The 24,184-nt window shown below is 55.5% G+C and carries 26 protein-coding genes and 6 pseudogenes; 13 read left to right on the plus strand and 19 right to left on the minus strand.

Annotated elements, in window-relative coordinates; translation table 11 throughout:
* Positions 1 to 18 precede the first annotated feature (18 nt).
* The 3 genes and pseudogenes from RMR16_RS17000 to RMR16_RS17010 form a co-directional block, all read left to right on the plus strand.
* Positions 19 to 375 carry an antibiotic biosynthesis monooxygenase gene (locus RMR16_RS17000; protein ID WP_320202055.1) on the plus strand — a complete coding sequence of 119 codons (357 nt, stop codon included), beginning with the start codon at positions 19 to 21 and terminating at the stop codon, positions 373 to 375.
* 5 nt (positions 376 to 380) lie between these two features.
* Positions 381 to 1,574 carry an MFS transporter gene (locus RMR16_RS17005; RefSeq protein ID WP_320202056.1) on the plus strand — a complete coding sequence of 398 codons (1,194 nt, stop codon included), beginning with the start codon at positions 381 to 383 and terminating at the stop codon, positions 1,572 to 1,574.
* Positions 1,575 to 1,755: 181 nt separating this feature from the next.
* Positions 1,756 to 2,535, plus strand: a pseudogene (locus RMR16_RS17010) (SLC13 family permease); the annotation flags it as partial.
* Between the two features lie 230 nt (positions 2,536 to 2,765).
* On the opposite strand, the gene RMR16_RS17015 reads toward RMR16_RS17010, so the two are convergent.
* From RMR16_RS17015 to pobA, 6 genes are all read right to left on the minus strand, one after another.
* Positions 2,766 to 3,494, minus strand: coding sequence for an ABC transporter ATP-binding protein (locus RMR16_RS17015; RefSeq protein WP_320202057.1), 729 nt, complete (start codon positions 3,492 to 3,494; stop codon positions 2,766 to 2,768).
* Positions 3,475 to 4,239 carry an ABC transporter ATP-binding protein gene (locus tag RMR16_RS17020; RefSeq protein ID WP_320202058.1) on the minus strand — a complete coding sequence of 255 codons (765 nt, stop codon included), beginning with the start codon at positions 4,237 to 4,239 and terminating at the stop codon, positions 3,475 to 3,477. The genes RMR16_RS17015 and RMR16_RS17020 overlap by 20 nt, the downstream gene beginning before the upstream one ends.
* Positions 4,236 to 5,240: a branched-chain amino acid ABC transporter permease gene (locus RMR16_RS17025; RefSeq protein WP_320202059.1), complete on the minus strand. Its 1,005-nt coding sequence runs from the start codon at positions 5,238 to 5,240 to the stop codon at positions 4,236 to 4,238. Before RMR16_RS17025 ends, RMR16_RS17020 begins: the two co-directional genes overlap by 4 nt.
* 17 nt (positions 5,241 to 5,257) lie before the next feature.
* On the minus strand, positions 5,258 to 6,121 hold the full coding sequence (locus tag RMR16_RS17030) for a branched-chain amino acid ABC transporter permease (RefSeq protein ID WP_067652946.1): 864 nt from the start codon (positions 6,119 to 6,121) through the stop codon (positions 5,258 to 5,260).
* Positions 6,122 to 6,184: 63 nt separating this feature from the next.
* Positions 6,185 to 7,357: an ABC transporter substrate-binding protein gene (locus RMR16_RS17035; RefSeq protein ID WP_320202060.1), complete on the minus strand. Its 1,173-nt coding sequence runs from the start codon at positions 7,355 to 7,357 to the stop codon at positions 6,185 to 6,187.
* A gap of 102 nt (positions 7,358 to 7,459) precedes the next feature.
* The gene (gene pobA, locus RMR16_RS17040; RefSeq protein WP_320202061.1) at positions 7,460 to 8,632 is read right to left on the minus strand and encodes a 4-hydroxybenzoate 3-monooxygenase; all 1,173 of its coding nucleotides are present in this window, start codon (positions 8,630 to 8,632) and stop codon (positions 7,460 to 7,462) included.
* A 114-nt stretch (positions 8,633 to 8,746) separates the two neighbouring features.
* Here pobA and RMR16_RS17045 point away from each other — a divergent pair, with 114 nt between their 5' ends.
* Positions 8,747 to 9,628 (plus strand): helix-turn-helix domain-containing protein, encoded by an 882-nt coding sequence (locus RMR16_RS17045; protein ID WP_320202062.1) that lies wholly within the window; start codon positions 8,747 to 8,749, stop codon positions 9,626 to 9,628.
* 155 nt (positions 9,629 to 9,783) lie between these two features.
* Here RMR16_RS17045 and RMR16_RS17050 read toward each other — a convergent pair whose 3' ends face one another.
* Together RMR16_RS17050 and RMR16_RS17055 are read right to left on the minus strand one after the other, a co-directional pair.
* Positions 9,784 to 10,278, minus strand: coding sequence for a nuclear transport factor 2 family protein (locus RMR16_RS17050; RefSeq protein WP_320202063.1), 495 nt, complete (start codon positions 10,276 to 10,278; stop codon positions 9,784 to 9,786).
* Between the two features lie 53 nt (positions 10,279 to 10,331).
* A complete protein-coding gene (locus RMR16_RS17055; protein ID WP_320202064.1) occupies positions 10,332 to 10,700 on the minus strand; it encodes a DoxX family protein in 369 nt (122 codons plus the stop codon).
* A gap of 91 nt (positions 10,701 to 10,791) precedes the next feature.
* Between RMR16_RS17055 and RMR16_RS17060 the strand changes: the two genes are divergently transcribed.
* From RMR16_RS17060 to RMR16_RS17070, 3 genes and pseudogenes are all read left to right on the plus strand, one after another.
* Positions 10,792 to 11,148: a winged helix-turn-helix transcriptional regulator gene (locus RMR16_RS17060; RefSeq protein WP_320202065.1), complete on the plus strand. Its 357-nt coding sequence runs from the start codon at positions 10,792 to 10,794 to the stop codon at positions 11,146 to 11,148.
* 135 nt (positions 11,149 to 11,283) lie between these two features.
* Positions 11,284 to 11,433 (plus strand): annotated as a pseudogene (locus RMR16_RS17065) (transposase domain-containing protein); the annotation flags it as partial.
* Positions 11,434 to 11,504: 71 nt separating this feature from the next.
* A pseudogene (locus RMR16_RS17070) lies at positions 11,505 to 11,979 on the plus strand (GNAT family N-acetyltransferase).
* Between the two features lie 97 nt (positions 11,980 to 12,076).
* Here the strand turns inward: RMR16_RS17070 and RMR16_RS17075 are convergent.
* Together RMR16_RS17075 and RMR16_RS17080 are read right to left on the minus strand one after the other, a co-directional pair.
* Entirely contained in the window at positions 12,077 to 13,048 is a 972-nt protein-coding gene (locus RMR16_RS17075; RefSeq protein ID WP_320202066.1) for a DUF808 domain-containing protein, read from the minus strand.
* 51 nt (positions 13,049 to 13,099) lie between these two features.
* Entirely contained in the window at positions 13,100 to 13,972 is an 873-nt protein-coding gene (locus RMR16_RS17080) for a lipid kinase (RefSeq protein WP_320202067.1), read from the minus strand.
* A gap of 336 nt (positions 13,973 to 14,308) precedes the next feature.
* Here RMR16_RS17080 and corA point away from each other — a divergent pair, with 336 nt between their 5' ends.
* Positions 14,309 to 15,274: a magnesium/cobalt transporter CorA gene (corA, locus tag RMR16_RS17085; RefSeq protein WP_320202068.1), complete on the plus strand. Its 966-nt coding sequence runs from the start codon at positions 14,309 to 14,311 to the stop codon at positions 15,272 to 15,274.
* A gap of 4 nt (positions 15,275 to 15,278) precedes the next feature.
* Here the strand turns inward: corA and RMR16_RS17090 are convergent, their stop codons facing one another.
* Positions 15,279 to 15,629 carry a hypothetical protein gene (locus tag RMR16_RS17090; RefSeq protein WP_320202069.1) on the minus strand — a complete coding sequence of 117 codons (351 nt, stop codon included), beginning with the start codon at positions 15,627 to 15,629 and terminating at the stop codon, positions 15,279 to 15,281.
* Between the two features lie 262 nt (positions 15,630 to 15,891).
* Between RMR16_RS17090 and RMR16_RS17095 the strand changes: the two genes are divergently transcribed.
* The gene (locus RMR16_RS17095; protein ID WP_320202070.1) at positions 15,892 to 16,263 is read left to right on the plus strand and encodes a hypothetical protein; all 372 of its coding nucleotides are present in this window, start codon (positions 15,892 to 15,894) and stop codon (positions 16,261 to 16,263) included.
* Between the two features lie 148 nt (positions 16,264 to 16,411).
* On the opposite strand, the gene RMR16_RS17100 is transcribed toward RMR16_RS17095, so the two are convergent.
* Positions 16,412 to 17,335: a dihydrodipicolinate synthase family protein gene (locus tag RMR16_RS17100; RefSeq protein WP_320202071.1), complete on the minus strand. Its 924-nt coding sequence runs from the start codon at positions 17,333 to 17,335 to the stop codon at positions 16,412 to 16,414.
* Between the two features lie 43 nt (positions 17,336 to 17,378).
* A complete protein-coding gene (locus tag RMR16_RS17105) occupies positions 17,379 to 17,927 on the minus strand; it encodes a hypothetical protein (RefSeq protein ID WP_320202072.1) in 549 nt (182 codons plus the stop codon).
* Positions 17,928 to 18,123: 196 nt separating this feature from the next.
* Between RMR16_RS17105 and RMR16_RS17110 the strand changes: the two genes are divergently transcribed.
* Positions 18,124 to 18,414: a hypothetical protein gene (locus tag RMR16_RS17110; protein WP_413786055.1), complete on the plus strand. Its 291-nt coding sequence runs from the start codon at positions 18,124 to 18,126 to the stop codon at positions 18,412 to 18,414.
* Positions 18,415 to 18,680: 266 nt separating this feature from the next.
* Here RMR16_RS17110 and RMR16_RS17115 read toward each other — a convergent pair whose 3' ends face one another.
* Both RMR16_RS17115 and RMR16_RS17120 read right to left on the minus strand, forming a co-directional pair.
* Complete coding sequence (locus RMR16_RS17115) at positions 18,681 to 18,959, minus strand: FAD-dependent monooxygenase (protein WP_320202073.1); 279 nt, start codon at positions 18,957 to 18,959, stop codon at positions 18,681 to 18,683.
* Entirely contained in the window at positions 18,859 to 19,563 is a 705-nt protein-coding gene (locus tag RMR16_RS17120) for an FAD-dependent oxidoreductase (RefSeq protein ID WP_432354921.1), read from the minus strand. The genes RMR16_RS17115 and RMR16_RS17120 overlap by 101 nt, the downstream gene beginning before the upstream one ends.
* A 433-nt stretch (positions 19,564 to 19,996) precedes the next feature.
* On the opposite strand from RMR16_RS17120, the gene RMR16_RS17125 reads away from it, so the two are divergent.
* Positions 19,997 to 20,668: a hypothetical protein gene (locus tag RMR16_RS17125; RefSeq protein WP_320202075.1), complete on the plus strand. Its 672-nt coding sequence runs from the start codon at positions 19,997 to 19,999 to the stop codon at positions 20,666 to 20,668.
* Between the two features lie 513 nt (positions 20,669 to 21,181).
* On the opposite strand, the pseudogene RMR16_RS17130 reads toward RMR16_RS17125, so the two are convergent.
* The 4 genes and pseudogenes from RMR16_RS17130 to RMR16_RS17145 all read right to left on the minus strand — a co-directional run.
* Positions 21,182 to 21,307 (minus strand): annotated as a pseudogene (locus tag RMR16_RS17130) (mandelate racemase/muconate lactonizing enzyme family protein); the annotation flags it as partial.
* Between the two features lie 66 nt (positions 21,308 to 21,373).
* Positions 21,374 to 22,441, minus strand: a complete 1,068-nt coding sequence (locus RMR16_RS17135) for an ABC transporter ATP-binding protein (RefSeq protein WP_320202076.1) — start codon at positions 22,439 to 22,441, stop codon at positions 21,374 to 21,376.
* A pseudogene (locus tag RMR16_RS17140) lies at positions 22,438 to 22,818 on the minus strand (ABC transporter permease); the annotation flags it as partial. The gene RMR16_RS17135 and the pseudogene RMR16_RS17140, both read right to left, overlap by 4 nt.
* A pseudogene (locus tag RMR16_RS17145) lies at positions 22,802 to 23,305 on the minus strand (extracellular solute-binding protein); the annotation flags it as partial. The pseudogenes RMR16_RS17145 and RMR16_RS17140, both read right to left, overlap by 17 nt.
* A gap of 89 nt (positions 23,306 to 23,394) precedes the next feature.
* Between RMR16_RS17145 and RMR16_RS17150 the strand changes: the two are divergent.
* Together RMR16_RS17150 and RMR16_RS17155 are read left to right on the plus strand one after the other, a co-directional pair.
* Positions 23,395 to 23,661, plus strand: coding sequence for a type II toxin-antitoxin system prevent-host-death family antitoxin (locus tag RMR16_RS17150; protein ID WP_320202077.1), 267 nt, complete (start codon positions 23,395 to 23,397; stop codon positions 23,659 to 23,661).
* Entirely contained in the window at positions 23,658 to 24,080 is a 423-nt protein-coding gene (locus tag RMR16_RS17155) for a type II toxin-antitoxin system VapC family toxin (protein WP_320202078.1), read from the plus strand. The genes RMR16_RS17150 and RMR16_RS17155 overlap by 4 nt, the downstream gene beginning before the upstream one ends.
* The last annotated feature ends 104 nt before the right edge of the window (positions 24,081 to 24,184 follow it).

Consider the following 24,184-nt stretch of genomic DNA (forward strand, 5'->3'; position numbering starts at 1 on the left):
TTATGAAAGGAATATGCAATGGATAAGAAGTCGCCCGTCGGTTTTGCCATCTCACCGGAGCCAACCACGTTCATCGTCAACGTCATCCATGCCCATCCAGGCAAACAGGACGAGGCATTTCAGATTATTCAGGAGGTGGTCCACTATGTGGCTGAAAGGAAGGCGGGGTTTCTCTGGAGCAATCTGGCAAAGAGCACGGACGGGCTGACTGTGGTAAACATCGAAGCGATCCAAGGCGCTGGCAACGTTAACGAGTTCTTTTCCGACCCTGCGTTCGTCGAAAAATTTCGCAAACTCGACACGGTCTCCACCAGCGAATTCCACACATACAGTGTTGGCGATCTGGTTTTGCCAAAACTCGGACAGGTGGGCTGACTACCATGTCCCATGCGATCCCAGACAAACGCACGGCAAGCACGAAGCCGGACGACCGTCGATTGCCGATGGCTGCGTTGCTCGCTCTTGCCATGGCAGGCTTCATCACCATTTTGACAGAGGCTCTGCCAGCGGGGCTTCTACCACAGATGAGCGCGGACCTTGCTGTCAGCCCATCCTCTGTCGGCCAACTTGTTACCGTCTATGCGGTCGGTTCGCTGATGGCGGCCATTCCACTGACGGCTGCTACCCAGCATTTTCCCCGCAAACCGCTTCTCCTTTGCGCCATCGCGGGCTTTGCGGTGGTCAACACAGTGACAGCAATCACGGGGAGCTACGGCGTTATGCTCGTGGCACGCTTTATCGCAGGCGTTTGTGCGGGCCTGCTTTGGGCGATGATCGCCGGATATGCAGCACGCATGGTCCCGGATCAGCTGAAAGGACGTGCCATCGCGGTTGCCATGGTCGGTACGCCGCTGGCGTTGTCATTAGGTATTCCCGCCGGGACCTTAATAGGGTCGGCCGTGGGTTGGCGTAGTACATTCGCGATTATGACCACGCTGACCGTCATTTTAATTGGTTGGGCATGGGCGAAGATGCCCAATTATTCAGGCACCGCGATCCAGAGCAGCGCTTCCGTACTGGGCACGCTTGCGATCAGCGGTATCAAGTCGGTTCTGATGGTGACCCTGCTTTTCGTGCTAGCGCACAACATCCTCTACACCTACATCGCCCCGCTTGTGGTTCCAGCAGGTTTGGGCCAGAAACTCGACATTGTCCTGTTCGTGTTCGGGGTGACGGCGATAGCGGGGATCGGCATTGTCGGGTACCTAATCACTCGATGGCTGCGAGAGCTTATCCTGGCAAGCATCGTGCTTTTTGCGGTGGGAGCATTCATGCTCGGCATATGGGGCGACGTACAGGAGCCGTTCTGGCTGGCGATTGGATTGTGGGGACTGGCATTCGGAGGTGCTGCCACCTTGTTCCAGACGGCAGCCGCGAACACCTCAGGACAGGCATCAGACGTCGCACAGTCTATGATCGTAACAGCCTGGAATTTAGCTATCGCGGGCGGTGGCCTCGTTGGAGGACTGTTGCTCGACCATGCACGCATCGAGTGGCTCTCGTGGTCTGTCTTAGCATTGTTGTTGTTTTCCTATGGCATCGCTATTTTTGCAAAGACGGGGAAACATGCGTGAAAACCAGCTAGCCTTATGATGTCCGTTTTGGGCCAATAGCTGCCGAAAGCTTATGTTGTGATCGCCTTCTGGCAGCAGCCCAGTTTCAGTTCGCCGCAAGCTGTGGCGGAACTTCGGCAAGCTCCCGGAGTTACGAGGCACGCCCCAAGACCCGATCCATTCTCCATATCAACGGTAATTCGTGTCCCACGAGCAAATCCTTGCATTCTACGTCATCGCGGTGATGATGACAGTCTTCATCTGGGACCGGTTCCGATATGACGTAGTAGCCTGCTGCGCTCTCGTGGGGGCAGTGGCAATAGGCGCCGTTCCGGCGAAGCAAGCCTTTTCCGGGTTTTCCGATGACATAGTCATCATCGTTGGCAGCGCCCTGGTCGTCAGTGCCGGGGTGGCGCGTTCCGGCATCGTCGATATCGCCATTAAAAAGTTCTTCCCCAAGCTCGACTCTCTGCAGGCTCAACTGGCGCTACTGATGATAGTTGTCGCGGTGCTTTCGGCCTTCATCAAGAACATCGGCGCATTGGCGATCATGATGCCGGTCGCGTTACAGTTTTCGCGGCGTTCTGGAGTATCGCCCTCGAAGTACCTGATGCCGATGGCGTTTGCGGCCTTGCTCGGCGGGCTGATGACGCAGATCGGTACATCGCCTAACATTGTCGTTTCCCGCCTGCGTGAAGAGATAACCGGCACTTCATTTCGAATGTTCGACTTCACCCCGGTCGGGCTGACGCTGGCGGTGGTCGGCATTACGTTTTTGCTGTTCTTCCATTGGCTGGTACCAAGTCGAACCAAGGAGCAGTCGTCGCTCGAGGACGCCGTCGAAATTAACAACTACACGTCGGAAGTCACGGTCACTGATCAATCCATTGTGCTTGACCGCCCGGTCAGCGAATTGCTGAAGCTCGGCGACGGCGAGGTGATTGCCAGCGCTATCCTGCGTGGCACGTCCCCCATGTCGCCACTTTTGGCGCGGCGTTTCGAACTGTTCACACTGAGCCGCTAGGGGCTGATCATATGCGAACATCATCGTATTATCAGCCGTTCCCATGATGGGTCTAGACAGACAATTTACGAATGACGGCACTATCTTGCCGTCGTCAACGCAAATAAGGCGCTCTTCGCAATGTTGTTATATGCTTGATGAACGGTTTCGAACCTGCTGGTTGTCCAAGAGCATGATAGGCTGGACCGCTAAACCTCCTCGCTTAAAAGGCCACCGACGCCAAGAAGGCGCTCCACTGTGCTATGGTCGGCGGCGAGCGCCTTTGGCGTTCCACTCCAGGCCAGCTTACCCCGTTCGAGAATGATGACCTGCTCGGCGAAATCTAGCGCGCTCTGAATACGCTGCTCGACCAGAAGGATCGTCATGTCGCCCGTCTTCGTTAGATCGGTGAAGGCAAGCATCAGTTCCTCGCAGATCACCGGGGCAAGCCCTTCCAGCGGTTCATCGAGCAGCAAAACTGACGGGCGTCCAAGGATGGAGCGCGCGGTGGACAACATTTGTTGTTCGCCTCCCGACAACTGGTTGCCAAGATTGCGACGCCGCTCCTTGAGGCGCGGAAACAACTGGTAAGCCTCTTCCAACGCGGATTTCGGCCGTCCTTTCAGGCCAACGAACAGGTTTTCCTCGACAGTGAGCGTCGGAAACACGCAACGCGCCTGCGGTACATAACCGAGGCCCGCATGAGCTCTCGAAGCGCTTGGTGACGTCGTGATGTCCGTGCCGCCAAGTCGGATGCGTCCGTCGTAGCGTTTGGTCTGGCCGGCGAGTGTGGCGAGCAAGGTCGTTTTGCCCATACCGTTTCGGCCAAGCACGGCAAAGCGCTGGCCAGCAGGTACCAAGAAGGAAACGTTTTCCAGCACCTTCGTCTGGCCGTATCCGGCGGAGAGGTTCTCGACCTCAAGCGACGTGGCTGGCATCGGCATAGCTCCCTAGATACGCTTCCCGCACGCGGGCATCCTTGGTGACATCGGCTGGCAGGCCATCAAAGATGACGGCTCCCGCCGCCAGAACGATGACCCGTTTTGCAAACCTGAAGACCAGATCCATGTCGTGCTCGATCATTAGCACCGCGAGATCTGCGGGCAAGTCCGCAAGGGCATGTTCGATACGGCCGCTGTCACTTTGCGGCACGCCGGCGGCCGGTTCGTCGAGAAGCAGGACTTTCGGTTTTAACGCCAGTGCCATGGCAAGTTCCAGCAGGCGCTGCTGTCCGTATGCAATCTCGCTGACCCGGCGGTGCGCAAGATCGGCGAGACCGAGCTTTCCGAGCAGTGCCGAGACTTCAGCCATGACATCGGGCATCGTCAGAAAATTGCCGAACAAGCGGGTAGCGTGGCCGTCACGCTGCAGCACTGCAAGCGCCACATGTTCGGCAGGCGTCATGTCCTGGAAAAGCCGGGTGACCTGAAAGGAGCGCACGAGACCACGCCCGACGCGGCCCGACGCGCCAATGTTCGTAACGGTCTCACCATTCAGTCGAACGTCTCCGGAGTTCGGCTGAAGATTGCCAGTGACGAGATTGACGAAGGTGGTCTTACCCGCGCCATTCGGTCCGATCAGGGCAACACGGTCGCCCGGCATCATGGAAAGCGAAACGTTGTCGGTGACCGTCAGGCCACCAAACGTCTTTTTAAGATTGTTGACCTCGAAAACCGCGCTCATGGCTTCGCCTCCCTGCGACGCGAAACGTAATCGGCGGCAGTTCCGTAAAGCCCCTTCGGCGCGAACAGGACGACGGCGATGAGCAAAGCGCCGACCATCGTCAGCCAGTGAAAGGGATTAGCGGCCGAAACGTAGTCCTCAAACAGCATGAAGATCAGCGTCCCAGTCAAGGCGCCGAACAGCGACCCGGTCCCGCCGAGCACCAGCATGACCAGCGCCTCCGCTGACTGCGTGAAGGATAGCGTATCGAGCGCAACGACCTGCGTCGAAATGGCGTTCAATGCGCCACCGAGCCCGGCGACAGCACCTGAAATTACGTACATTCTGATCAGTACGGAGCTAGGAGACGCGCCCATCGCGCGTATTCGCAGCGTATCCTGGCGAACACCGCGGCTAAGCATACCGAAAGGCGAGCGAACGAGTATCCTCAGAAAAACAAATACGATCAACAGAAGGACCACACCGAAAACATAGCCCGTCTGACCGTAGAGGTCGAACTCGAACATGCCGAAAACAGGGTCGGGTGCGATGCCCGCAAGTCCGTCACTACCCCCGGTCCAGGACGACATCTTGTTGGCAAGCTCGTGAAACAGGTGGATGAGCGCGATCGACAGGACGAGTTGCGGCAATCCATGGGCGCGGAGCATGATCGCACCGCAAAGCAGACCGGAAACGGCACCGCCGACGAGACCGGCCAATGTCATCAGTAACGGATCATTGATACCGTAATGGGCTGAAAGGATACCGGCGGCATAAGCACCCGATCCAAACAGCGCGGCATGGCCAAGTGTCGCTACGCCGCAATATCCGGTAACGAGATCGAGCGCCAGCACGAGAAGAGCGATCGCGAGGATGCGCGTCAGCAGCGCCAGATTGTCCGGGAACAGCAGATAGCCGATTACGGCCGCAACCACGATCACGGTGATGCCGATCAGGTCGCGGACCAGAGCGCTGCGCGTTTTGGCGCCTAGGGAGATGTCGTTGTTCACGTTGGAGGTCATTGCAACAGTCTCCTTCATCATTTCGCTCTTCCGGCAAGGCCGCGCGGAAACACGCAGATGATCGCGATCACTGCGAGGTAGAAGAAGAACTCGCCGAATTCCGGCATCAGGTAGCGCCCGGTGGTGTCGATCGCACCCAACAGCAGACAGGCCGCGAGGGCGCCCGGAATGGATCCTGCGCCGCCTACGGAGACGACGACGAGGAACGTAACCATGTAGCGAAGCGCATAATAGGGCTCGACCGGCAGAAGCTCCGCACCGACGACCCCGCCGAATGCTGCGAGACCCACCGCAATGGCGAAGCTCATGGCGTAAATGATCTCGGTGCGGACACCAAGTGCGGCGGCCATAGCGGCGTCATCCACAGACGCCCGGACCTTGACACCGAAATTGGTCCTTTCGATTGCAAACCAAAGACCGAGCGCCACGACGAGGCCGCAGACGATGGCAAAGAGACGGTGGACCGAAATGCTGCGGAAGCCGAGGTCGGCGGCACCTTGCAGCGGGCCAGCCAACGGGATGGTCTTCAGCGTCGGTCCCATGACATAGTTGGCAATGCCGATGACACAAAAGGTGATGCCAATCGTCATCAGAACCTGCGTCAATTCGGGGGCACCATAGATGCGGCGATAGAGAAACCGCTCGATCGGGATGGCGATGATGATCGTAAGCACGACAGCCGCTATCACTGCAACGGAATATCCGAGACCGAGATCGCGCGCCACATACGACGCGATGTAACCGCCGATCATGGCGAAGGCGCCATGTGCCAGATTGACGACGCGCATCAATCCCATCGTCACCGAAAGGCCGATGGAAATGACGAACAGCACCATACCATAGGCAAGGGCATCAATGGCTATGCTGAAGACTGTCTGCATGAATTATTCCTGCTCAAATCGGCGGGTCATGGACCCACCGATGCTTCGAGATTTTCTTGAGGCTTACTTCACGGCTGCAAGGCCTGGATCGCCCTGCTTTTCGAAGGTGCGGATTTCCTTGTTCATATACGTGCCGTCGTCAGCCTTCACGACTTCGCGAAGGTAAATGTTCTGGGTGATGTGCCGGCTTTCCGGATCGATCGATACAGGCCCGCGCGGGCTGGTCCAAGATAATCCCTTGACGGCTTCGACAGCCTTTTCCGCGTCTTGCTTGCCGCCGGTCGCTTCGATCATCTTGTAAATGACATGCATACCATCGAACGCGCCGACTGCCGGGAAGGAAAGCTCCGCCCTGTTGCCGATCGCCTTGGTGGCAGCTTCGACGAATGCCTTGTTTTCCGGCGAGTCATGCGAAACCGCGTAGTGGAACGTGGTCTGGATTCCGAGTGCCGCATCACCCAGCGCCGGCAGATCGGATTCCTGCGTCAAGTCACCGGGCGCGAAGAACTTCACGCCAGCGGTTTTCAGGCCGTTGTCGTTATAGGCCTTGACGAAGCCGAGCGTGGTCGGCCCGGATGGAAGGAAGGCGAAGACGCCGTCTGCGCCAGAATCCTTGATGCGCTGCATGATCGGGCTGAAATCGTTGGTGGTGAGCGGCATGCGGATGGACTGTACGACCTCGCCGCCAGCCTTCACGAAGCCCGCTTTGAAGGCATTTTCCGCGTCGACGCCCGGACCGTAATCGCTCACCACGGAGATCATCTTCTTGACGCCGGCCTCAAAAGCCACCGTCGCAATCGGGGTCGAAGTCTGCCAGGTGGTAAACGACGTGCGAACCACCAGCGGGCTGGTCTTCATGATCGCTGATGTCGCGGCGTTCATAATGATCATCGGCACCTTCGCCTGCTTCAGGATCGGCGTCACGGCCATGGCATCGGGGGTGAAGTAGAACCCGGCCAGGTACTGCACCTTTTCCTTGACGACCAATTCCTGGCCGAGTGCCTTGGACTGTGCCGGATCTGCCTGCGGCACGTCGCGATAAATGATCTCGACCGTGTCATCGCCGATCTTGTTGCCATTGATCGCCAGATAGGCATCGATCCCGGCCTTGAAGTTCTTTCCCTGCAAGGCAAACGGACCTGAGAACGGCCCTACCACGCCAATCTTGATAACCTCTGCATAAGCCGTGCCGCTGAGTGCCGCGGCCGCAATCGCCGCGATAATCATTTTCCTCATGATCTAGTCCTCCCTTTGTGGTGCGCACCTCCCTGGCTCTGCACCGTTTCAAACTGCATTTTTAACGCATATCTCTGGTCTGCACCCCATATCGACAGTCGGTCAGTACGGCAGACCCACATAATTTTCGGCGAGAGCTGTGGATGCTGCCCCCGAATGCGTGAGATAATCGAGTTCGGCTTCCTGGATTTTTTGGTCGAAGTCGCCCGTACCTGGAAAACGATGCATCATGGTGGTCATCCACCATGAAAACCGCACGGCCTTCCAGACCCTGGCAAGAGCTTTTTCCGAATAGGCATCAAGTCCGGCATCCGAATGATCGCTGAAATGCTCTCTCAAGCCATTGAAGAGATAGTGCACGTCGCTGGCGGCAAGGTTGAGGCCCTTCGCGCCGGTAGGGGGCACGATATGGGCCGCATCTCCCACAAGAAACAGAGTACCAAACCGCATTGGTTCAGCAACGAAGGATCGCAGTGGTGCAATCGATTTTTCGAAGGATGGAGCGGTCAGCAGTGCTTGCGCGTGATGGACCGGCAGGCGGCGCCTCAATTCATCCCAGAACCGATCGTCGCTCCAATCCTCGATCTTTTCGTCCAAGGGACACTGGAGATAATAGCGGCTGCGGGTCTCGGAGCGCATGGAACAGAGCGCGAATCCCCGCGGATGGTTTGCATAGACCAGTTCATGGCTGACCGGCGCGACATCGGCCAGAACACCCAGCCACCCGAAGGGATAGATCTTTTCGAATATCTTGATTGCGTCCGGTGGCACCGCCTTACGGCTTGGACCGTGGAAGCCATCGCATCCGGCAATGAAGTCACAATTCAGCCGGTGGGTCGTGCCGTCCTTTTCGTAGCTTACGAACGGCGACGCCGTGTCGAAACCGTGCAGTTGGACGTTGGAGGCTTCATAGATAGTCACCGCCCCTTCAGCTTCGCGACATTCCATCAGGTCGCGGGTAACCTCGGTCTGGCCGTATACCATAACGCGCTTGCCGCCCGTGAGTTTCGCTAGGTCGATCCGGTGGTCGCGGCCATCGAATGCGAGCGAAAAACCGTCATGCGGAAGCCCTTCCGCATGCATCCGAGCACCGGCTTTTGCCTTGTCGAGAAGTTCGACCGTGCCTTCTTCCAGCACGCCAGCGCGCACACGGCCGAGAATATACTCTTTCGACACACGATCGAGAATGACGTTATCGATGCCTGCCTCACTCAGAAGCTGACCGAGCAGAAGTCCGGATGGGCCTGAACCGATGATAGCAACCTGAGTTCTCAATGCTTTCCTCCCGATCGCAGTTGATGTTGCAAGTGTGATGAGCTTCGACCGTGTCCGCAATGGACATTTCAGCCGGAAGCTTGCACAATCTGAACATTAAGATTGGAGAAAAATGTGATACAGTCCGTTCCCACATATATGCTGTACGGCGAGAATTCGCGCAAAGAGCCTGATTTCTGGGTGCATTGCGAAACGATTGAGTCTCGGAGCAGCCGTCATGCATGGGAAATCCGGCTTCACCGACATGACTCCTTCTTTCAGATATTGCACCTCGAAAGTGGATCCGGCGACGCGGTCCTCGACGATCGGATTGTACCGATTCCTCCGTCCTCCGTCGTCAGCGTACCAGCCGGTTTCAATCACGGATTTCGCTTCTCGCGCGATGTGAAGGGTTTCGTTCTGACGATTCTCAATACACATCTCGGCCACGGGCATGTCGAACGCGGCGGACTGCTTTTGGTACCGCAGGTCACGCGGCTCGACATCGGTCAGGCCGACGGGGCCTATGTAGCGCAAACACTGACGCGGCTTGAGGATGAGTTCAACAATCGTCGCCCAGGTCGCGGCAACCTTATGGCCGCCTACATCTCTTCGACATTACAACTGCTGACACGGATTTCATCCTCGCAGGATGCAAGCCCGCCATTCGCCGCAGACAAGCGACGTCGCATCGACGCGCTTCGCGCACTGATTCAAGAGCATTTCCGCGCCCATAAGCCGGTCGCCTTCTATGCGGAAGCGTTGGACGTGTCGCTCACCCATCTCAATCGCATCGTTCACTCGGCACTGGGATGCACGGCGCACGACCTGATTGCGGAAAAACTGATGGAGCAGGCAAAGGCGCAACTGCTGTTTTCAACGGCGCCCGTCAGCGAGATCGCAGCTCATCTGGGCTTTGCCGATCCGGCCTATTTCTCCCGCTTCTTCGTCAGCCGGGCTGGCGAACCACCCCGCGTCTGGCGGCTTCGGGAGCAGGCACGGTTGGAAAACAGCTAATCTGCCGGATCGATCAACCTCAGCGGGAGATCATGTTACGGCGCACTCCGAACGGGCCATCCCCGACACCGTGATCACAGCGCCAGATAGCGGATCAACGGGCTCTGTTGATCCGCCAAGTTGCCCGCCTGCTCGGACCTTGGCCTCAAGTACTGCTATTTCGCATTACTGCCTTCGAACATAGTATTGCCATTTGGCGAGGGCTCAGTTGGAACGGCTTGCATAACGTCCCAGTGCTCAACAATCTTACCGTTTTCGACGCGAAAGATATCGACGATTGCCCGGCCAGAGTCCTCAGCATTTGCTTTTGAATGCGAGTGGAGCACCACCAAATCGCCTTCCGCGATGACCCTCTTGACGTCGCTGGAGGCGTTAGGATTTTCTTTGAAGAACTTTCCGAAGAATCCGTAAAATGGCGCAGCACCATTTGGCACACGCGGATTGTGCTGGATGTAAACGTCGCCGATATGCAGATCGGCAGCCTTTTTGGGTTCGTGGTATTTGAACGCCCTGTTGTAGAAGTCGAGAACGACTTTCGTGTTCGCCTCTTCTAGCGAACCAGCAATCGAAGGGGCCGAAAATCCAGCTGTCGCAGTCAACGCCGCAGCGACGATAAAAATCTTGTACAAGTATGGCATCGGCTTATGCATTCAGTGTGATCCTTTTGAATCGATTGTAATTTCGGGCGGGCGCGATGGCGGGCTTATAAGAGCGCGTACATCTGATCGCGGTGACGCCATGCTATAGCGCCCAGGATTAAAGCTGGGATCACCGTATGGATGAGGTCCCCGTGAAGGACAAAGAAGTGCGCGAAAAATGCGCCGATACAGACTGCGCACAACAACGCGGCGCCTAACCCGGCCGTCTTTTCCCAGAAAAGAAGCATGGACCCGACAATCAAGGTCACCCCGGTAAAGTACCGGAACCACTGTCCGAAGCCGATCAGCTCGAACTCGGCAACGAAGACGGACGGTCCCCAAAGCTCTGCCACTCCTGCCCCCAGTGCGAGCAATGAAAGCAGTATTTTCAAACCTCTAAAGAATTTGCTTTTTGCAACTGCCGCAAATGACATGTCTTCACCTATCTGTCAGCACCGCTAGCATATTGACCAGGCGTGATGAATCTCACAAGTAGGATGGATATTCTGCCATAGGATGGAAAAGATGACCAATGCCTCGGTGTGCCCCAAGTCTTTGGTGCTTGCGCGTCCACCACCCGAGATTTTCGCGACGCTTTCAATTTTCGGTGGAAAATGGAAGGTACTGACACTATGGCAGCTATTGCGTCGCCCATGTCGCTTCAACGAGCTGCGGCGCGCCATACCCGGTGTCAGCCAGCATATGCTGACGGTAACCCTGCGGGATTTGGAGAATGAGCACATCTTGGTGCGGACCGTCTTTGCGGAGGTGCCGCCACGCGTCGAATACGCCCTGACGGAGCACGGCAAGACACTGGCCCATGTGATGAAAGCTCTTGGCGACTGGGGACAGGTTCATCTCGATGCCAGGAAAAACGACTAAAGCGGAATGGCCGAATGGCTTGTCAGGGCTGCAACGGCCCCCTCGCGCTCTTGAAGGAATCCGAACCGGAGACGCCGTACTTACATTTTTCTCCTGTAGCACGAATTTTCTAGCCCGGACACGAGCTTGGTCTATTCGGCGACCATCGCATCGCTCATTGAGACCTGTAGGCTCAATGCTGTCGATCCGTTAGCCTATCTGACCGCCATTCTCACAGCAATCGTCAACGGCCACAAGCAGAGCCAAATCGATGAGCTACTGCCTTGGAACTATCCCGAGAAGTAACCTTTCCCAAGTTACACTCGCCTAAGAGGTTTCGTCTTGGCCATCCGGCGCTCGTTTGCTAAACGAATCTCATGATCATCCGACCAGAAAATCCCCAGGACGTTCAGGAAATTCGAGCGCTGATCACCGCCGTGTTCGACGGAGCGCCACATAGCGATGGATCAGAGGGACGGAGCTGCTTTGACAGTTTCCCTGATGGCAGAACACGATGGTGAGATTGTTGGCCATATCGCCTTCTCTCCAGTCGAAATCGCTGGCACAGAAGTCAAATGGTATGGCCTCGGGCCAGTTGCAATGCGACCTGAGCGACAGCGGCAAGGCGTTGGTGTTAGGCTCGTAGAAGCTGGACTGGACCAAATACAATCTCTTGGTGCCGCCGGCTGCGTCGTTTTGGGCGATCCCGGCTAGTATTCTCGATTTGGTTTCAAGGTCGATGCTACTCTTACATTTCCCGGTGTTCCTCCAGAGTATTTCCAGTGTCTGGATTTCGGAACTGCAGCTCGGCAAGGTGTTGTGGTTTATCATCAGGCTTCTACGGGCGCATAGTCCGCTTCACACCAAAACGTTGCCGCAATCAAATCGCCGGTAACCGTCAACGTGCTACCGTCACACCGTTTACAGTGTTGCTCTCAAAATCGATTCTTCAATTATGTTCGCGACTGCGCATTTTTCTCCACATTGGCGCGATCACAGTTCCCATGGCAGCCACGGCAACCGCACCAATGATGATGGCGAGCACAGCCTGCTGGACAGACGTCGCGAGCCAACCGACGACAGTTGGAGCGAAAGAGATGGTGGAAACGATGGCCGCAGAAACATCATGGATGAGGTGTTCTGGACCAGCGTAACCGAGTTGGGCAAACCCGTGAACCAGAATGCTGCCTCCGACCCAGAGCATCGCTGCGGTGCCGACGGCTGCCAGCACTTTGAGGAAGATCGGCATGCCACAGACGAGACCGCGACCGATGATCTGTAGGAGCGACGACGAGGTCTTTGCCATTGCGATACCGACGTCATCTGCCTTCACGATGAGCGCAACGAAACCATAAACAGCGAGCGTGATCAAAATACCGACAGCCGCGAGTACAAAGCCCTGCATATAGACACTGGACTGCGAAACATCGGCCAGCGTCAGCGCCATGATTTCCGCTGAGAGGATAAAATCGGTGCGAACAGCTCCGCTGACCTTCTGGTTTTCAAGAGCGACCGGATCAAGCTCTTCACCCAGAACCTGCTTTTCGTGACCGTGCGCAGCATGCGGAAAGAAAACCGCATAGAGCTTTTCGGCCCCTTCGTAGCAGAGATAAACGCCACCGACCATAAGCAGCGGTGTAATGGCCCACGGCGCAAAAAAACCGAGCAGAAGCGCGGTCGGCAGAAGAAACACAAGTTTGTTCTTTAACGAGCCCAATGCAATGCGGGCGATGATGGGGAGTTCACGGGCGGGACTGAGGCCCACCACATATCGCGGCGTGACGGCAGCATCATCAATCACGACGCCTGCTGCTTTACCAGTGGCCTTGACCGTTTGCGCCGCAACGTCATCGAGTGACGCAGCAGCCAGCTTTGCGATTGCCGCGACATCATCGAGAAGCGCTATGAGACCTGTTGCCATGAAAAATGCAGCCTTTGTATTTTGAAATGAATGAATATGAATTCGCGTCCGTCAGGGAACGAAGACCGAGATCGCCTTTTCCCTGATATGAAACGTCACCGGTGTGTTCGTCTTTAACTCGCCGTCGAGATTGACCGCGCGCGGCTTGCTGGTGCGAATAGTCAGATGTTTGGTCGAGAACGACCGGACACCGTTCCAGCCGCCGTGCGTACCCTTGCGCAAACTTGGTAGCAGAGCCAACAGCCTCCACCAATGGTCGACCTCGAGACTGTAGAAATCCAGCATGCCATCCGTGGCCGTGGCATCTGAATGCACGGTCATGCCACCACCATAAAAGCGCCCATTGCCGACAGCCACCTGCAAGGTTCGCAGTTCTTCGGTCTGACCGTCGTGCTCGAGCGTTGCGGTGAACAGTCGTGAACTGGCGAGCAACCGGGCAGCGACGATTCCGTAGCCCAGCTTGCCCCAACGCTTCTTGGCCTTTTCGGTCAGCGACATTGCCAGATCGGCACTGAAACCGACACTTGCTACGTTGAAGAATGGATGCCCGTTCGCTTCGCCGAGGTCTATCTGGGCCGTGTTGCCTTTGGCGATGACGTCCACAGCCTGGGCAAGAACCAGCGGTAGGCCGATGGTGCGGGCAAAATCATTTGCCGTTCCAAGTGGCAGAATACCCAAGGGAAGCCTCGCTTTCAAAAGTCCGCTTGCCGCCCCGTTCAGGCTGCCATCACCGCCGCCGACGATGACACGATCGACCAAGCCGATATGCTCTTCAATCGCCTGAGATGTCGTACCCGCATAATCGGTCGGCAGCTCGGTAAAACGGACTCCAGCGTGCTCCAGTAACCGGCGCACCTCGGGCAGACTGTCTTTTCCTCTGCGGGAATTCGGGTTGACCAGCAACAAAGCTGCTTGTGACGTCATACTCTCAGTTTCTGCGCCCTGCGCGCGTTTGCGAGCGTTAGATCGGTATCGGTTGTTCACTATGAAAAAAAATCGACCGCTTTTATATGTGCGCTGCAGCATTCGCCGTCAATGGCATGCTTGTGCGGCACACTTGGCATATCCATCTAAAAAAGGAGACAAGATTGGCGGATTTCATGTCTCGATTTTTTAGCGATGCCGGCTCTCAATCCGCCTTAGTTTGACGTAAAGACAACGGGACCGGACTGCGAGATACTGTCCAGCAACCGCAACAGGGCCGTATCCCCACGACATTATTTGGCTGAAGGCCTTAAACCTGTTCTTGAAGGGAACAAGATGACAGTTGTCGCCTCATATGTGTACCGTGCGGGCAAACGGGCAGAGGACGTACCAATAAACGATCAGCCTTTTGAAACGGACGGCAACGCATTCGCCTGGATCGGCCTGACAGAACCTACCACGCAGGAGATGGCGAGCCTGAAGGTTATGTTCGGACTGCATCCGCTGGCCGTCGAGGATGCCTTGAAGGGCGGCCAGGTCCCGAAAGTCGAGGTTTACGGCGACCGGCTTTTCGTCGTTGCAAAGACTGCACATCTCGAGCGTGACAAGATCGCTTATGGCGAGACCTATGTTTTCGTGGGTCCAAACCATGTGGTCACGGTCAGACACGGTTCGGCACGTGGGCACAAGGAGTTGAGGGAGCAACTTGAACAGTCACCGCGGCTTCTCGAACACGGCCCAGACTACGTGCTTCACGGTATTCTCGATTTCGTGGTCGATGGCTATCTGCCCATGGTCGAGAAGCTGGAAGACCGGGTTCTCGAAATGGAGAAGCATATGTTGATCTCCTTTCTCGAACGCGACCAGATCAGACGTCTTTTCCGGATGCGCCGACAAGTGATCCTTTTTCAGCGCGTTCTGGGGCCGATGTCAGAAATGATCGGCAGGATGACGCATCTTGAATTGCCGTGCATCGACGACAATGCACGACCGTACTTTCGCGATGTCCACGACCACGTCAGACGGGTCGAGGGAATGGTGTCAGGCCTGCGCGAGGTGGTGACGTCCGTTTTCGAGGCCAGCAATCTGCTTGAAATGCAGCGTCAGGGCACGATCACGAGACAGCTGGCAGCATGGGCTGCGATCCTCGCCGTCCCCACCGCCATCGCCGGGATCTATGGGATGAACTTCCAGCATATGCCCGAACTTGAAACGCAGTACGGTTACTATGTCGTCCTGGCAGTCATCTTTTCTCTCTGCGGCGTCTTATATTACCAGTTCAGAAAATCTGGATGGCTATGAGTCTCTAGTTTTCCAGATGCGGCATCTCGACAGACGAGACGACATACATGCTGCCATGATCGTCGTCCTGCCAAATCAGATAGACCGACATACAAAGACCCGTCGGAAGGAAACCAAGATGCGGCTCGACAAGAAAATTTCCCCGTGAGCCAATGTTCCGCCCGGCTTCGATTGAAGCGCCGTAAAACTCTTCGAACTTGAGGAGTTTAGCGAGCCGGATTTTTCGCTGCCCTCCGTCCTGCTCAAGGGCATAGATGTTCGCAAGTTTGCCACGGTAATCGTCACAACGTGTGAGGTTTTTCCATTCTATTTCGACGCCATCGAGTTGGTAGGCGTAGATATCTTTCACTTTCATAATGATTTACGCCATCTGTGTCAGGAGTAGCCAAGAAAAATCGTGGGAGCGAATGTGAGGATGATCGCGCTGCATGTGATGACGGCGAGAAAAAGCAACTCGAACGCACCTCTTATGAACGTCTGTCGCTGAGACTCAGCCTAATGATGTTGGAACATCGATTTTGACTCCGAAACTGTGTTCATGCCGAATGACGCCGTGTTGAGCCGACATTGAAAACATCCCGGACCTCCAGGCTTTGCTTCCCACGTCTCCAGCAAAAATGACCCGAACGGTCGCCGGTTTCGGTTCTTGCGAAGCGAATGGCAGACGCTTTGTCAACGAATATGCCACCGACCAGCCCGAGCGTGTCACACACAAGCCAGCAGCCTTTCCTGTTACGCCCGATCGTAAAGCGATTTCCTGCTGCAGGGTCGGGTTCGAGTTTCTCTTGCATTGTCTCTTCCTTGGAGCAAAATTTGCGTCTTATCTTGGTGTCGCGAAGCCATGTTTTCGGTTATTGGATGCTGCCCATGATGAGCGACACCGCGAGTATCAGTCCGCCGACGACGGCGACAAGGCGTACAAACATCGTCAGCTCTGTCACGGCCTGTCCGCGTTCAAGCGGAGTTTTGTGTTCTCCAGCCTGGTCTGAAGTAACCCTTAGCCGCAGTTCCGACTGCAGTCGGTAATATAATCCTAAACGTCCGTGCATCTGCGAGAACTCCTTGAAAAAAGGGGCGCAACCTCAACCCATTGATCAGCGTCGAATGAGACTTCCGATAACGCGGTGTCCCAAGCTTTCAGGATGGACCATCATAAGCTTGTGAAATGCGCGCCGTTCTTGCCTCCAAAATCAAAGGTGATGGAGGACGATACGGGTGGGCGGGTCGCAGAAGCTTCAGTGCCCGCATGATGGCGTGGGCTGTCTCATCGCTAATGTTTGTCATTGGCAGTCGGACTGAATCATCGATTCCGCGCAAATGAGACAACCCATGTTTTAACGATGCCGAGGGATCTTCAAGTGACATCGCGCTTGCCAGCGAAAGCAGCTGTTGAAAGACATGTTGCTCATCACCTACCCTTATTGCCCGCTGCATCGATGAAACGGTCGCAGGGCATAGATTGGCCAAAGCAGATATCGATCCGTGGGATGCTGCAATCACGTCCTCACCAGCGAAGTCATCGCCGCACAAATAGATGACGTCGTCTGCGACCATGTCTCCAAACTTGGCAGTGCGCGCCATGGTGCAGGTGTCTTCAACAACACCGACCACGTTCTGGATCTGCAAAAGTCTGTTCAACGTGCAAGGATTGATTTCGACACCAGCGTGGCGCGGATCGTTATGAAGGAAAATCGGCAGCTGAACCCGCTTCGCAACCTCCTCGAAATGGTGAATGATGCCTTTTTGACTTGGCCGATTGTAATAGGGCTGGACGATAAGCACCGCATCGGCACCGAGGTGTTCGGCCTCGACGGTTCTCTCACATGTCGAGGCTGTGCTGTTGGTGCCGGTCGCTACGATGACCGGAATGCGACCCCTGCTCAGATGAACGCAACGGCTGATCAAACTGCGGCGCTCTTCAGTCTTAAGAGTGGGCCCTTCGGCGATCAGGGTGTTCAGGACGAGGCCATCAATTCCCTGCTCGATCTGCCATTCAACCAAATGATCGAATGCAGCATAGTCAATGCCCGCACCAAGGAACGGCGTAATGAGAGCTGTCATTGTTCCCGAAAAACGATGCTTTGCGTGCGAGTGTTCCTGCATCTCAGTCATCCTCGCCGGTTTTTAGAACTGTCTTCATATTGCCCTGCCGCTGGTATTTCAGGATGGTGAGAAGGGCGATGAACAAGGCGCCTTCCATGTCTGCATGCCGACCCACTGCCTTGCGCGAGGAGGCTCCGTCTACGGCTAACGATGCCGAGCACATCCAACCGTGACATGTCCTGCGTATGGCCTCGAGGGAGATGGAAGGACGCAGCGTCAACACTGCAAAAAACAATGCATCGAGAAGTGCATTGGCTTGCAGAAGCGTTTCAAAGCGCTTTACTTCTGCGTTAGTTGCCGAACACAACTGAGGGAACGTCTGTTTTGCCAGACACCATACGTGCTCTTCACGCACCCTCGAACCGTTTTGGAGCCGTTGGCGAAGGTCGGTAATGTTGAGAATATCTGGCTGCATCGAAACCGCTACACTGTTCACGGTTTCGGTTTTACGCCCGATCAACATAGGAATTCGATTGGGTTTTCGGATCAAAAAAATAAAGAAACCATAAGAACCGGACGCTCTCGGGATAAATGCTAAACGATCAATCAACCCTGTCATCCAACGATGGATGGATATTTCAGATATTGATCAGCTAAAAATCAGGCGTAAAAATATCATGCAACGACGAAGTTCAAACAGTTTTGCTTTTCCAACTGTGGCGTTTAGCCCAAGAAAGCCTCGAATCCGGAGTTAGAATTGCTTATGGGGGCCCGCTCTTAGCTACTATCTCGGCGGAACCCATCCGCTGGTCGGCCGCAGTGCACCCGATTTCGAACTTGCTGACGGGTCAAAGCTGGGCGAGCATCTCAAATTGGGCAAAGGCATACTGTTGGATTTTAAAAAACTATCACCGCTACACGACCTCATGCAGCCTTTTGCTCGGCAGATCACCTACATTGCAAGCGAGGCCAAAGAGCAACTGGGCTTGGAGGCAGGTCTTATACGACCCGACGGCTTCGTCGCCTGGGTCGGCGACGGTCACACTCACTATCGAGGGTTCACTGAAACCGCGTTGCGATGGTTTGGTGAAAGTTGAAAGCCGAGCCAATGACGGGTCAGATGCTGCCTTGGCTGCTTCGCGCCAATAGGAGACATCCTTGCCGCGTCACCACGTTCCGGAGATTAGTCTGAAAAACCAAGCTGCACTGAGTGGGAATCTTGCTGCGAACTTGCAGTAGCTATTTCTAAGATATTGTACACTTCGCCACTTCGTCGACAGCATGAGGTAGTCGAAGTGTGTGAATCGGAGAACTGATCGTGCACGATTGCGCAACGTTTCTTCCACGTCGGGTTGGTTTCGCGCTAATGCGCGTCCAAGCGTAATCCCATCCCAAATAGCCAATTTAGGCCTTGGCCGCCGACCGGAGATTGTACATGGGCCGCATCCCCAATCAGCCATACTCGACCAATTCGTGGTGAGGACACGCGCCGAAGTGAAACACGAAACTCCCTTTCATAAAGTAGCTTAGCATCTCGGAACTTACGAGTGAGCCTCGAGGCCGCACCCTTCGCATTGAGAATGCCTTGAATGACACCTCGACGAGGTTGTGAAAGAAAGAGACCGACCCCGTCTGCTTGCAAGAACAGTTGCGGTTGTATTTCTTAAGACCACTCGCGTGGTCTCTATCTCAGCTACGGACCAATCTTCGGGGTAGTCATGTCCGAGGAATGGCACATTGAGGAATGATCTGACATCGCTTTTGCTCCCGTCAGCTGCGACAAGCCAATCCGCCTCGATGATTTCGGTTTCATCGCCGTTACTTATACTAGTTTCAATGCCATCGGCATTTTCCACCGCCCTTATAAACGCTCGACCGTACTCAACCTTTACACCATAAGAGGCCAAGGCATCTTCCATAGCCTGCTCAAGCATGGCCTGCGGATAAAGATGCGCAGGCGGTTCGCCGTTCACATTCAGAACCCGAATATCCGCCACCAATCTCGCATTGTCGTGAAACACGAAACGCCTCATGGGAATAGCTTCCGAGATGACTCTTTCGGTTATCCCAAAATCCGCCAGTTGGTGCCAAACGCCTTGAGCGACCCAAGTCGCTTTCTGCGCCGATGGTCTTGAAACTCTTTTCTCAACCACTCTTACTTGCATGCCGAGACGAGCGCAATTGAGTGCGCGGGCCAGGCCGCTAGCACCTCCACCGACGATCAAAACCCTTGACGACTCAGCCATCATAGAAACCTCGACAAGTGATCCGTTACTTCGACGTCGGCCAAACAAGACCACTGCGGCAGCTTGATGGCCGGCATAAGGTAGCCCATTAAATGACTGATTGCGATAAGACCGTTGTAGAGATCAGCGCCGTGTGCGCATTGGCCAACTGCTGCCTTTGGCAGCTTCTAGCCAAAAGGAGAGCTGAGCTGCGTCGAAGTTGAGGGCTGTAATGGGGCCGAGAGCGGATGGTCCAGTCTTGGAGGCTACGAATGAAATAGCTGCGATGAGCGGGTATGGCCTCCATAACCGCTTCCGAGCCCGAAGGAGAAGATAGCGGCTGATCCGCCGCAAGCGATTATTACTAACAGAACAAGTTGCGTGTAAATCAGCTATCGAATCCTATCGCGAGATAGGCAGCATTTCGACTAGCACACCGTATTGGAGGGCTTGATTGCAGACGGACAACCTTCCCAACTACCGCTTCACTGTGGAGATACCGAGCTATCAAGATACCGCGCAAAAGCTCGAGATGGCCTACGTCGTCGAGGACCGAGGCCTCTCGGTGACGCGAGGGCGGTCCGTAAGCCTCGTCCCGTGGACATCGCTTAGATTCCTCCACCTCCACGTCACGAGTGGAGTCGGCACCACTGGCTTTCCAATCTACAGCGCGCGTCTTAGGACGCTCTTCGGGTCAAGGGAAATCTCCTCGCTCGATTCGCTCGGAGAAACGGCCGTTGATCGGTCCGCCGACTACGTTCGCTTCATGGAAGAACTGATTCCGTTTGCGGCAGCACGGAACCCACTGCTCCGCCTGCGATACGGCGGCGATCCCATGCTGGAAACGGCGATTCCGATGGTGCTGACCATCTTCGTCGCCCCTTTCATCTTCATCCTATTCATGGTCGTGAAGTTGCCGCTCGGTGTTCTTGCAATCGCGTTGAAGAAGCCCCTTGCGAAGCTCGTGCCGTGGCTTTTCAGTACAGGATTCGGTGTGGTGTTGAACGCGCTCCCCTGGTCCAGCGGGAAATCGTTCGAGGCACATGATCTGCCCGCGGCCGAACTTCCGCTGAGATATCGGGAATGTGTCGCCCACAAGGGCCATGTCGATCTTGGCCAACGGTGACGCACCAACCCTCCATCGTTACCCCAGGTAACCTAGAGCATCGCGGCTTGGTTAGCGCACGAAACGCCGCCTTCTGACCGTTCAGACTCAGAAGCTGACCGACCGCTAAAACCCCCATCCCCGACATTGACCCCAAACCAGCGCACGGCTGCTTTGGGGGAAATTTTCGGTCAGCGTGGACGGCCAAATTGAAGGCGCAAAGCGGCGCCATCGCATTCGTCCGCCGATGACCGGTTTGGGCCAAACGCAGAAATTCTGACTGCAAGCTCTTGAAAGGAGCAGAACCCGAATTCCCATCCTTGTGCGAGCTACGATTTCGTTTTTGTTAGTTTTTTGATGTATTGCTTAGATGCTCGTATCGCCACCGAGGTTGCCGCCGGTGCCTGTTACAATGACGGTCGTTCGACGGTTTTGCTGTCTCGAACATGTCTTTCTCCCTATCAGCGGTGTGGACTTCCTCAGCAAGCAATTGTGGTTGGCGAAGATGAAGTAATTTCTGTGACAATAGCCGCTTTACCAATTGGTCACAGAGCCGTCACGGCACTTCAAATGTGGCGCCTCCCAGAATTCGAAACTCTGCTTCACCAACAGTTCCTCATTGACTTCGGCGCCGAGACCGTGTGCATCCGATACTGGATAAAACGAATTTGCGCTTGCCCCCAGGGGTTTAACAGATCGCTCAATGTTGGCTTGAACATAACCAAGTTAAGAAAAGACGCGAGCGGAGCCAGGGTCAAAATCTAAGCTAACAAGATCACCTCTGCTTATACCTCCAATGGCCGCATTTCCGAACGGCAGTCGAACAGCCAGCTTTTCGCCTGATACCGTTTCCGTCATGACGTGGACGTTGGTGATGTCGCTGACTTTCGCAGCAAGGCCGCTGGCGCCGTTATGGTCGCGGGACAGACGAATGCGCTCCGGGCGTAACATCAGCGATGCGCGGCTCCCCGCTACCGCTGTCCCATGTACCGGTATCCGATCGAAGACCGCACCGTTTCCAAGCGAGATTTTCGCCTGCCCCTCAGATGCAGAGACGAGATCGCAGGACAGGAAATCGCTGTCACCGATAAATTCCGCAACGAAACGTGTGCGCGGGTCAGCGTAGAGTTCAGGCCCGGTGCCGATCTGGTCGATGACACCCTTCGAGAATACCGCGATACGATCGGATAATCGCAGCGCTTCTTCCTGATCATGGGTGACATAAAGGATCGTGACTTCCGTTTGCTGGTGAATACGGCGGATTTCGTACTGGATTTCCTCACGCAGCTTCTTGTCCAGCGCCGAAAGGGGCTCGTCCATCAGAAGGATCGGCGGATCGTAAGCCAGCGCACGGGCGAGCGCGACGCGCTGCTGCTGGCCGCCCGACATCTGGGCTGGCTTGCGATCCTCAAAACCGTCCAGCCGCACCAGCCGTAGCATCTCTTTGACCTTAGTGTCGATCTCGGCCTTTGGGAGACGGCGAACCTTCAGGGGGAAAGCGATGTTCTCACCAGCCGACAGATGCGGAAACAGCGTGTATCGCTGAAACACCATGCCGATGTTACGCTTGTGCGAGGGGGTGGACAGAATGGACTTTCCGTCCAGCAAAATGTCACCCGCAGTCGGGTCCTCGAACCCTGCCAGGATATAGAGTGTTGTACTCTTGCCCGAGCCGGACGGCCCGAGAAATGTCAGAAACTCTCCGCGCTCCACCTGTAGATCGACATTCTGGACAGCCGTAACCGGGCCGTACTGTTTCTTGATCCCTTTGATCTGAAGGAACGGTTGCGTCATGATTTCAGTCCCTTGCGCACGAGCGCAAACAGCACCATCAAAATTACAGTCAGAGGGATGAGAAGTGTTGAGGCCGCAGCAACCACCGGTGTCAGGTCTTGCCGCAATGTCGACCAGACCTTGACCGGCAGGGTCTGGAGCGTCGGGCTGGACATGAAGATCGCTACGGAAAATAGGCCATGGCTGATGGCTGGCAATGCGACCCTGATCTTGGCTTCCAGCGGCGACGCACCACACAGTACCGCCGCATCCTCGACAGACTTGTCGAACCCTTCAAGGGCTTTCGTAATCGACAGGATGGAGAATGGTGGTGCCAGCACCAGATGGGCGATGATAAAGCCAGGCATCGTGCCATTGAGGCCGGTCTGGAGGAAGAAGCAAGGCTGCTTCGATAACGCCGGGTGCAGACCATTTGTAGAATGTGCGTTTGCCGGGGAACTTTGCCGTGTCGAAAAGATCCGACCAAGACTTCGGGCAGGCCTCAACTGCATCGGCGTTGCAGCCGATGACAAATGAATAATAGAAGCTACCAACGGAATAATCCGTGACAAAGCGTGGGTCGAGCTTCGACTTGTCGATGACCGAGAAATCCAGCTTTTCGAGCATCCCGCCCTTTCCCGCCTGGGCTGCATAGTCACCCTCGACATCGACCACATCCCAGGTCACACCATTGGCTTCCACCATAGCTTTGATCTTGCCGTAGTCGGTCGGTCCGTCCTGCAAAACCTTGATGCCGGTCTTTTCGGTGAATTTATCGGCCCATGCGGCCTTCTGCGCGTCCTGCGTCGTTCCACCCCAGCTTGAAAAGACGATATCGGCAGCGAAAGGGTCATCGCGGAGACCGGCAGATATCAGAGACGCCACGCTTCCCTCCCTCCCGGCTCCAACCACGCTTGCAGAGACGCTCCTCACGCAATATAGTCACGATAGTCATTTTGGTTATAGGTGAAGCGATGCAAACATCAACACACGATGATATGAACTGGACGGTCGCAGGCGCGAAGGCAAAGCTTTCGGAAGTCATGGAGCGCGCGCAATTGGCACCTCAGACAATTACGCGGAACGGAAAGCCTAGCGTCGTGGTTGTTTCTGCAGAAGAATGGCAAAAGAAGACTGCACGCAGGGGATCGCTAGCGGAGTTTCTGCTGGCATCGCCTCTGCGTGGTGCCGATCTGGATATCGAGCGACAACACGACGAGCCGCGTGACTTGTCGTTATGAGATTACTCCTCGATACGAATGTTCTGTCAGAAGTTACCAAACCTCGGCCCGATGAAGGTGTTCTTAAGTGGCTCCACGAGCTGGATGAGGACCGCACATTCATCAGCATCATATCGATCGCTGAAATTCGCCGTGGTGTTGCTTTGATGGACAGTGGGAGAAAGCGCGACGCTTTGGACGAATGGCTCACGTATGATATGCCTCAACGCTTCGAAAGCAGGATTATTCCGGTGGAAGGGCCTGTCGCCTTTGCCTGGGGCGACCTCATGGCGCTTGCCAAGCGAAGCGGTCGGGGGCTTGCCTCGATGGACGGCTTGATTGCCGCTACGGCCGTCGCTCACCAATTGACCCTCGCGACGCGCAACACCAAGGATTTCGAAGGCTTCGGAATAGATATCATCGACCCATCGACCGCTTGATCAGCCCTGTTCGTCGATGGAAAGGAATAGTCTTAATGCTCTCCTCCTACAGCTTGCTCAAAAACCACGCCGGCATCCTGCTTGTCGGAGACTACACGTCACTG

Origin of the sequence: Agrobacterium sp. rho-13.3 (genome assembly GCF_033957765.2) — a bacterium.
Lineage (GTDB): Bacteria > Pseudomonadota > Alphaproteobacteria > Rhizobiales > Rhizobiaceae > Agrobacterium.

What these genes read in the sequence shown, in the direction of transcription:
- RMR16_RS17000 (WP_320202055.1), top strand. Translation starts at nt 19, where the DNA reads ATGGATAAGAAGTCGCCCGTCGGTTTTGCCATCTCACCGGAGCCAACC.
- RMR16_RS17005 (WP_320202056.1), top strand. Translation starts at nt 381, where the DNA reads ATGTCCCATGCGATCCCAGACAAACGCACGGCAAGCACGAAGCCGGAC.
- RMR16_RS17015 (WP_320202057.1), bottom strand. Translation starts at nt 3,494, where the DNA reads ATGCCAGCCACGTCGCTTGAGGTCGAGAACCTCTCCGCCGGATACGGC.
- RMR16_RS17020 (WP_320202058.1), bottom strand. Translation starts at nt 4,239, where the DNA reads ATGAGCGCGGTTTTCGAGGTCAACAATCTTAAAAAGACGTTTGGTGGC.
- RMR16_RS17025 (WP_320202059.1), bottom strand. Translation starts at nt 5,240, where the DNA reads ATGACCTCCAACGTGAACAACGACATCTCCCTAGGCGCCAAAACGCGC.
- RMR16_RS17030 (WP_067652946.1), bottom strand. Translation starts at nt 6,121, where the DNA reads ATGCAGACAGTCTTCAGCATAGCCATTGATGCCCTTGCCTATGGTATG.
- RMR16_RS17035 (WP_320202060.1), bottom strand. Translation starts at nt 7,357, where the DNA reads ATGAGGAAAATGATTATCGCGGCGATTGCGGCCGCGGCACTCAGCGGC.
- RMR16_RS17050 (WP_320202063.1), bottom strand. Translation starts at nt 10,278, where the DNA reads ATGCATAAGCCGATGCCATACTTGTACAAGATTTTTATCGTCGCTGCG.
- RMR16_RS17055 (WP_320202064.1), bottom strand. Translation starts at nt 10,700, where the DNA reads ATGTCATTTGCGGCAGTTGCAAAAAGCAAATTCTTTAGAGGTTTGAAA.
- RMR16_RS17060 (WP_320202065.1), top strand. Translation starts at nt 10,792, where the DNA reads ATGACCAATGCCTCGGTGTGCCCCAAGTCTTTGGTGCTTGCGCGTCCA.
- RMR16_RS17075 (WP_320202066.1), bottom strand. Translation starts at nt 13,048, where the DNA reads ATGGCAACAGGTCTCATAGCGCTTCTCGATGATGTCGCGGCAATCGCA.
- RMR16_RS17080 (WP_320202067.1), bottom strand. Translation starts at nt 13,972, where the DNA reads ATGACGTCACAAGCAGCTTTGTTGCTGGTCAACCCGAATTCCCGCAGA.
- corA (WP_320202068.1), top strand. Translation starts at nt 14,309, where the DNA reads ATGACAGTTGTCGCCTCATATGTGTACCGTGCGGGCAAACGGGCAGAG.
- RMR16_RS17090 (WP_320202069.1), bottom strand. Translation starts at nt 15,629, where the DNA reads ATGAAAGTGAAAGATATCTACGCCTACCAACTCGATGGCGTCGAAATA.
- RMR16_RS17095 (WP_320202070.1), top strand. Translation starts at nt 15,892, where the DNA reads ATGACCCGAACGGTCGCCGGTTTCGGTTCTTGCGAAGCGAATGGCAGA.
- RMR16_RS17100 (WP_320202071.1), bottom strand. Translation starts at nt 17,335, where the DNA reads ATGACAGCTCTCATTACGCCGTTCCTTGGTGCGGGCATTGACTATGCT.
- RMR16_RS17120 (WP_432354921.1), bottom strand. Translation starts at nt 19,563, where the DNA reads ATGGCTGAGTCGTCAAGGGTTTTGATCGTCGGTGGAGGTGCTAGCGGC.
- RMR16_RS17135 (WP_320202076.1), bottom strand. Translation starts at nt 22,441, where the DNA reads ATGACGCAACCGTTCCTTCAGATCAAAGGGATCAAGAAACAGTACGGC.
- RMR16_RS17150 (WP_320202077.1), top strand. Translation starts at nt 23,395, where the DNA reads ATGCAAACATCAACACACGATGATATGAACTGGACGGTCGCAGGCGCG.
- RMR16_RS17155 (WP_320202078.1), top strand. Translation starts at nt 23,658, where the DNA reads ATGAGATTACTCCTCGATACGAATGTTCTGTCAGAAGTTACCAAACCT.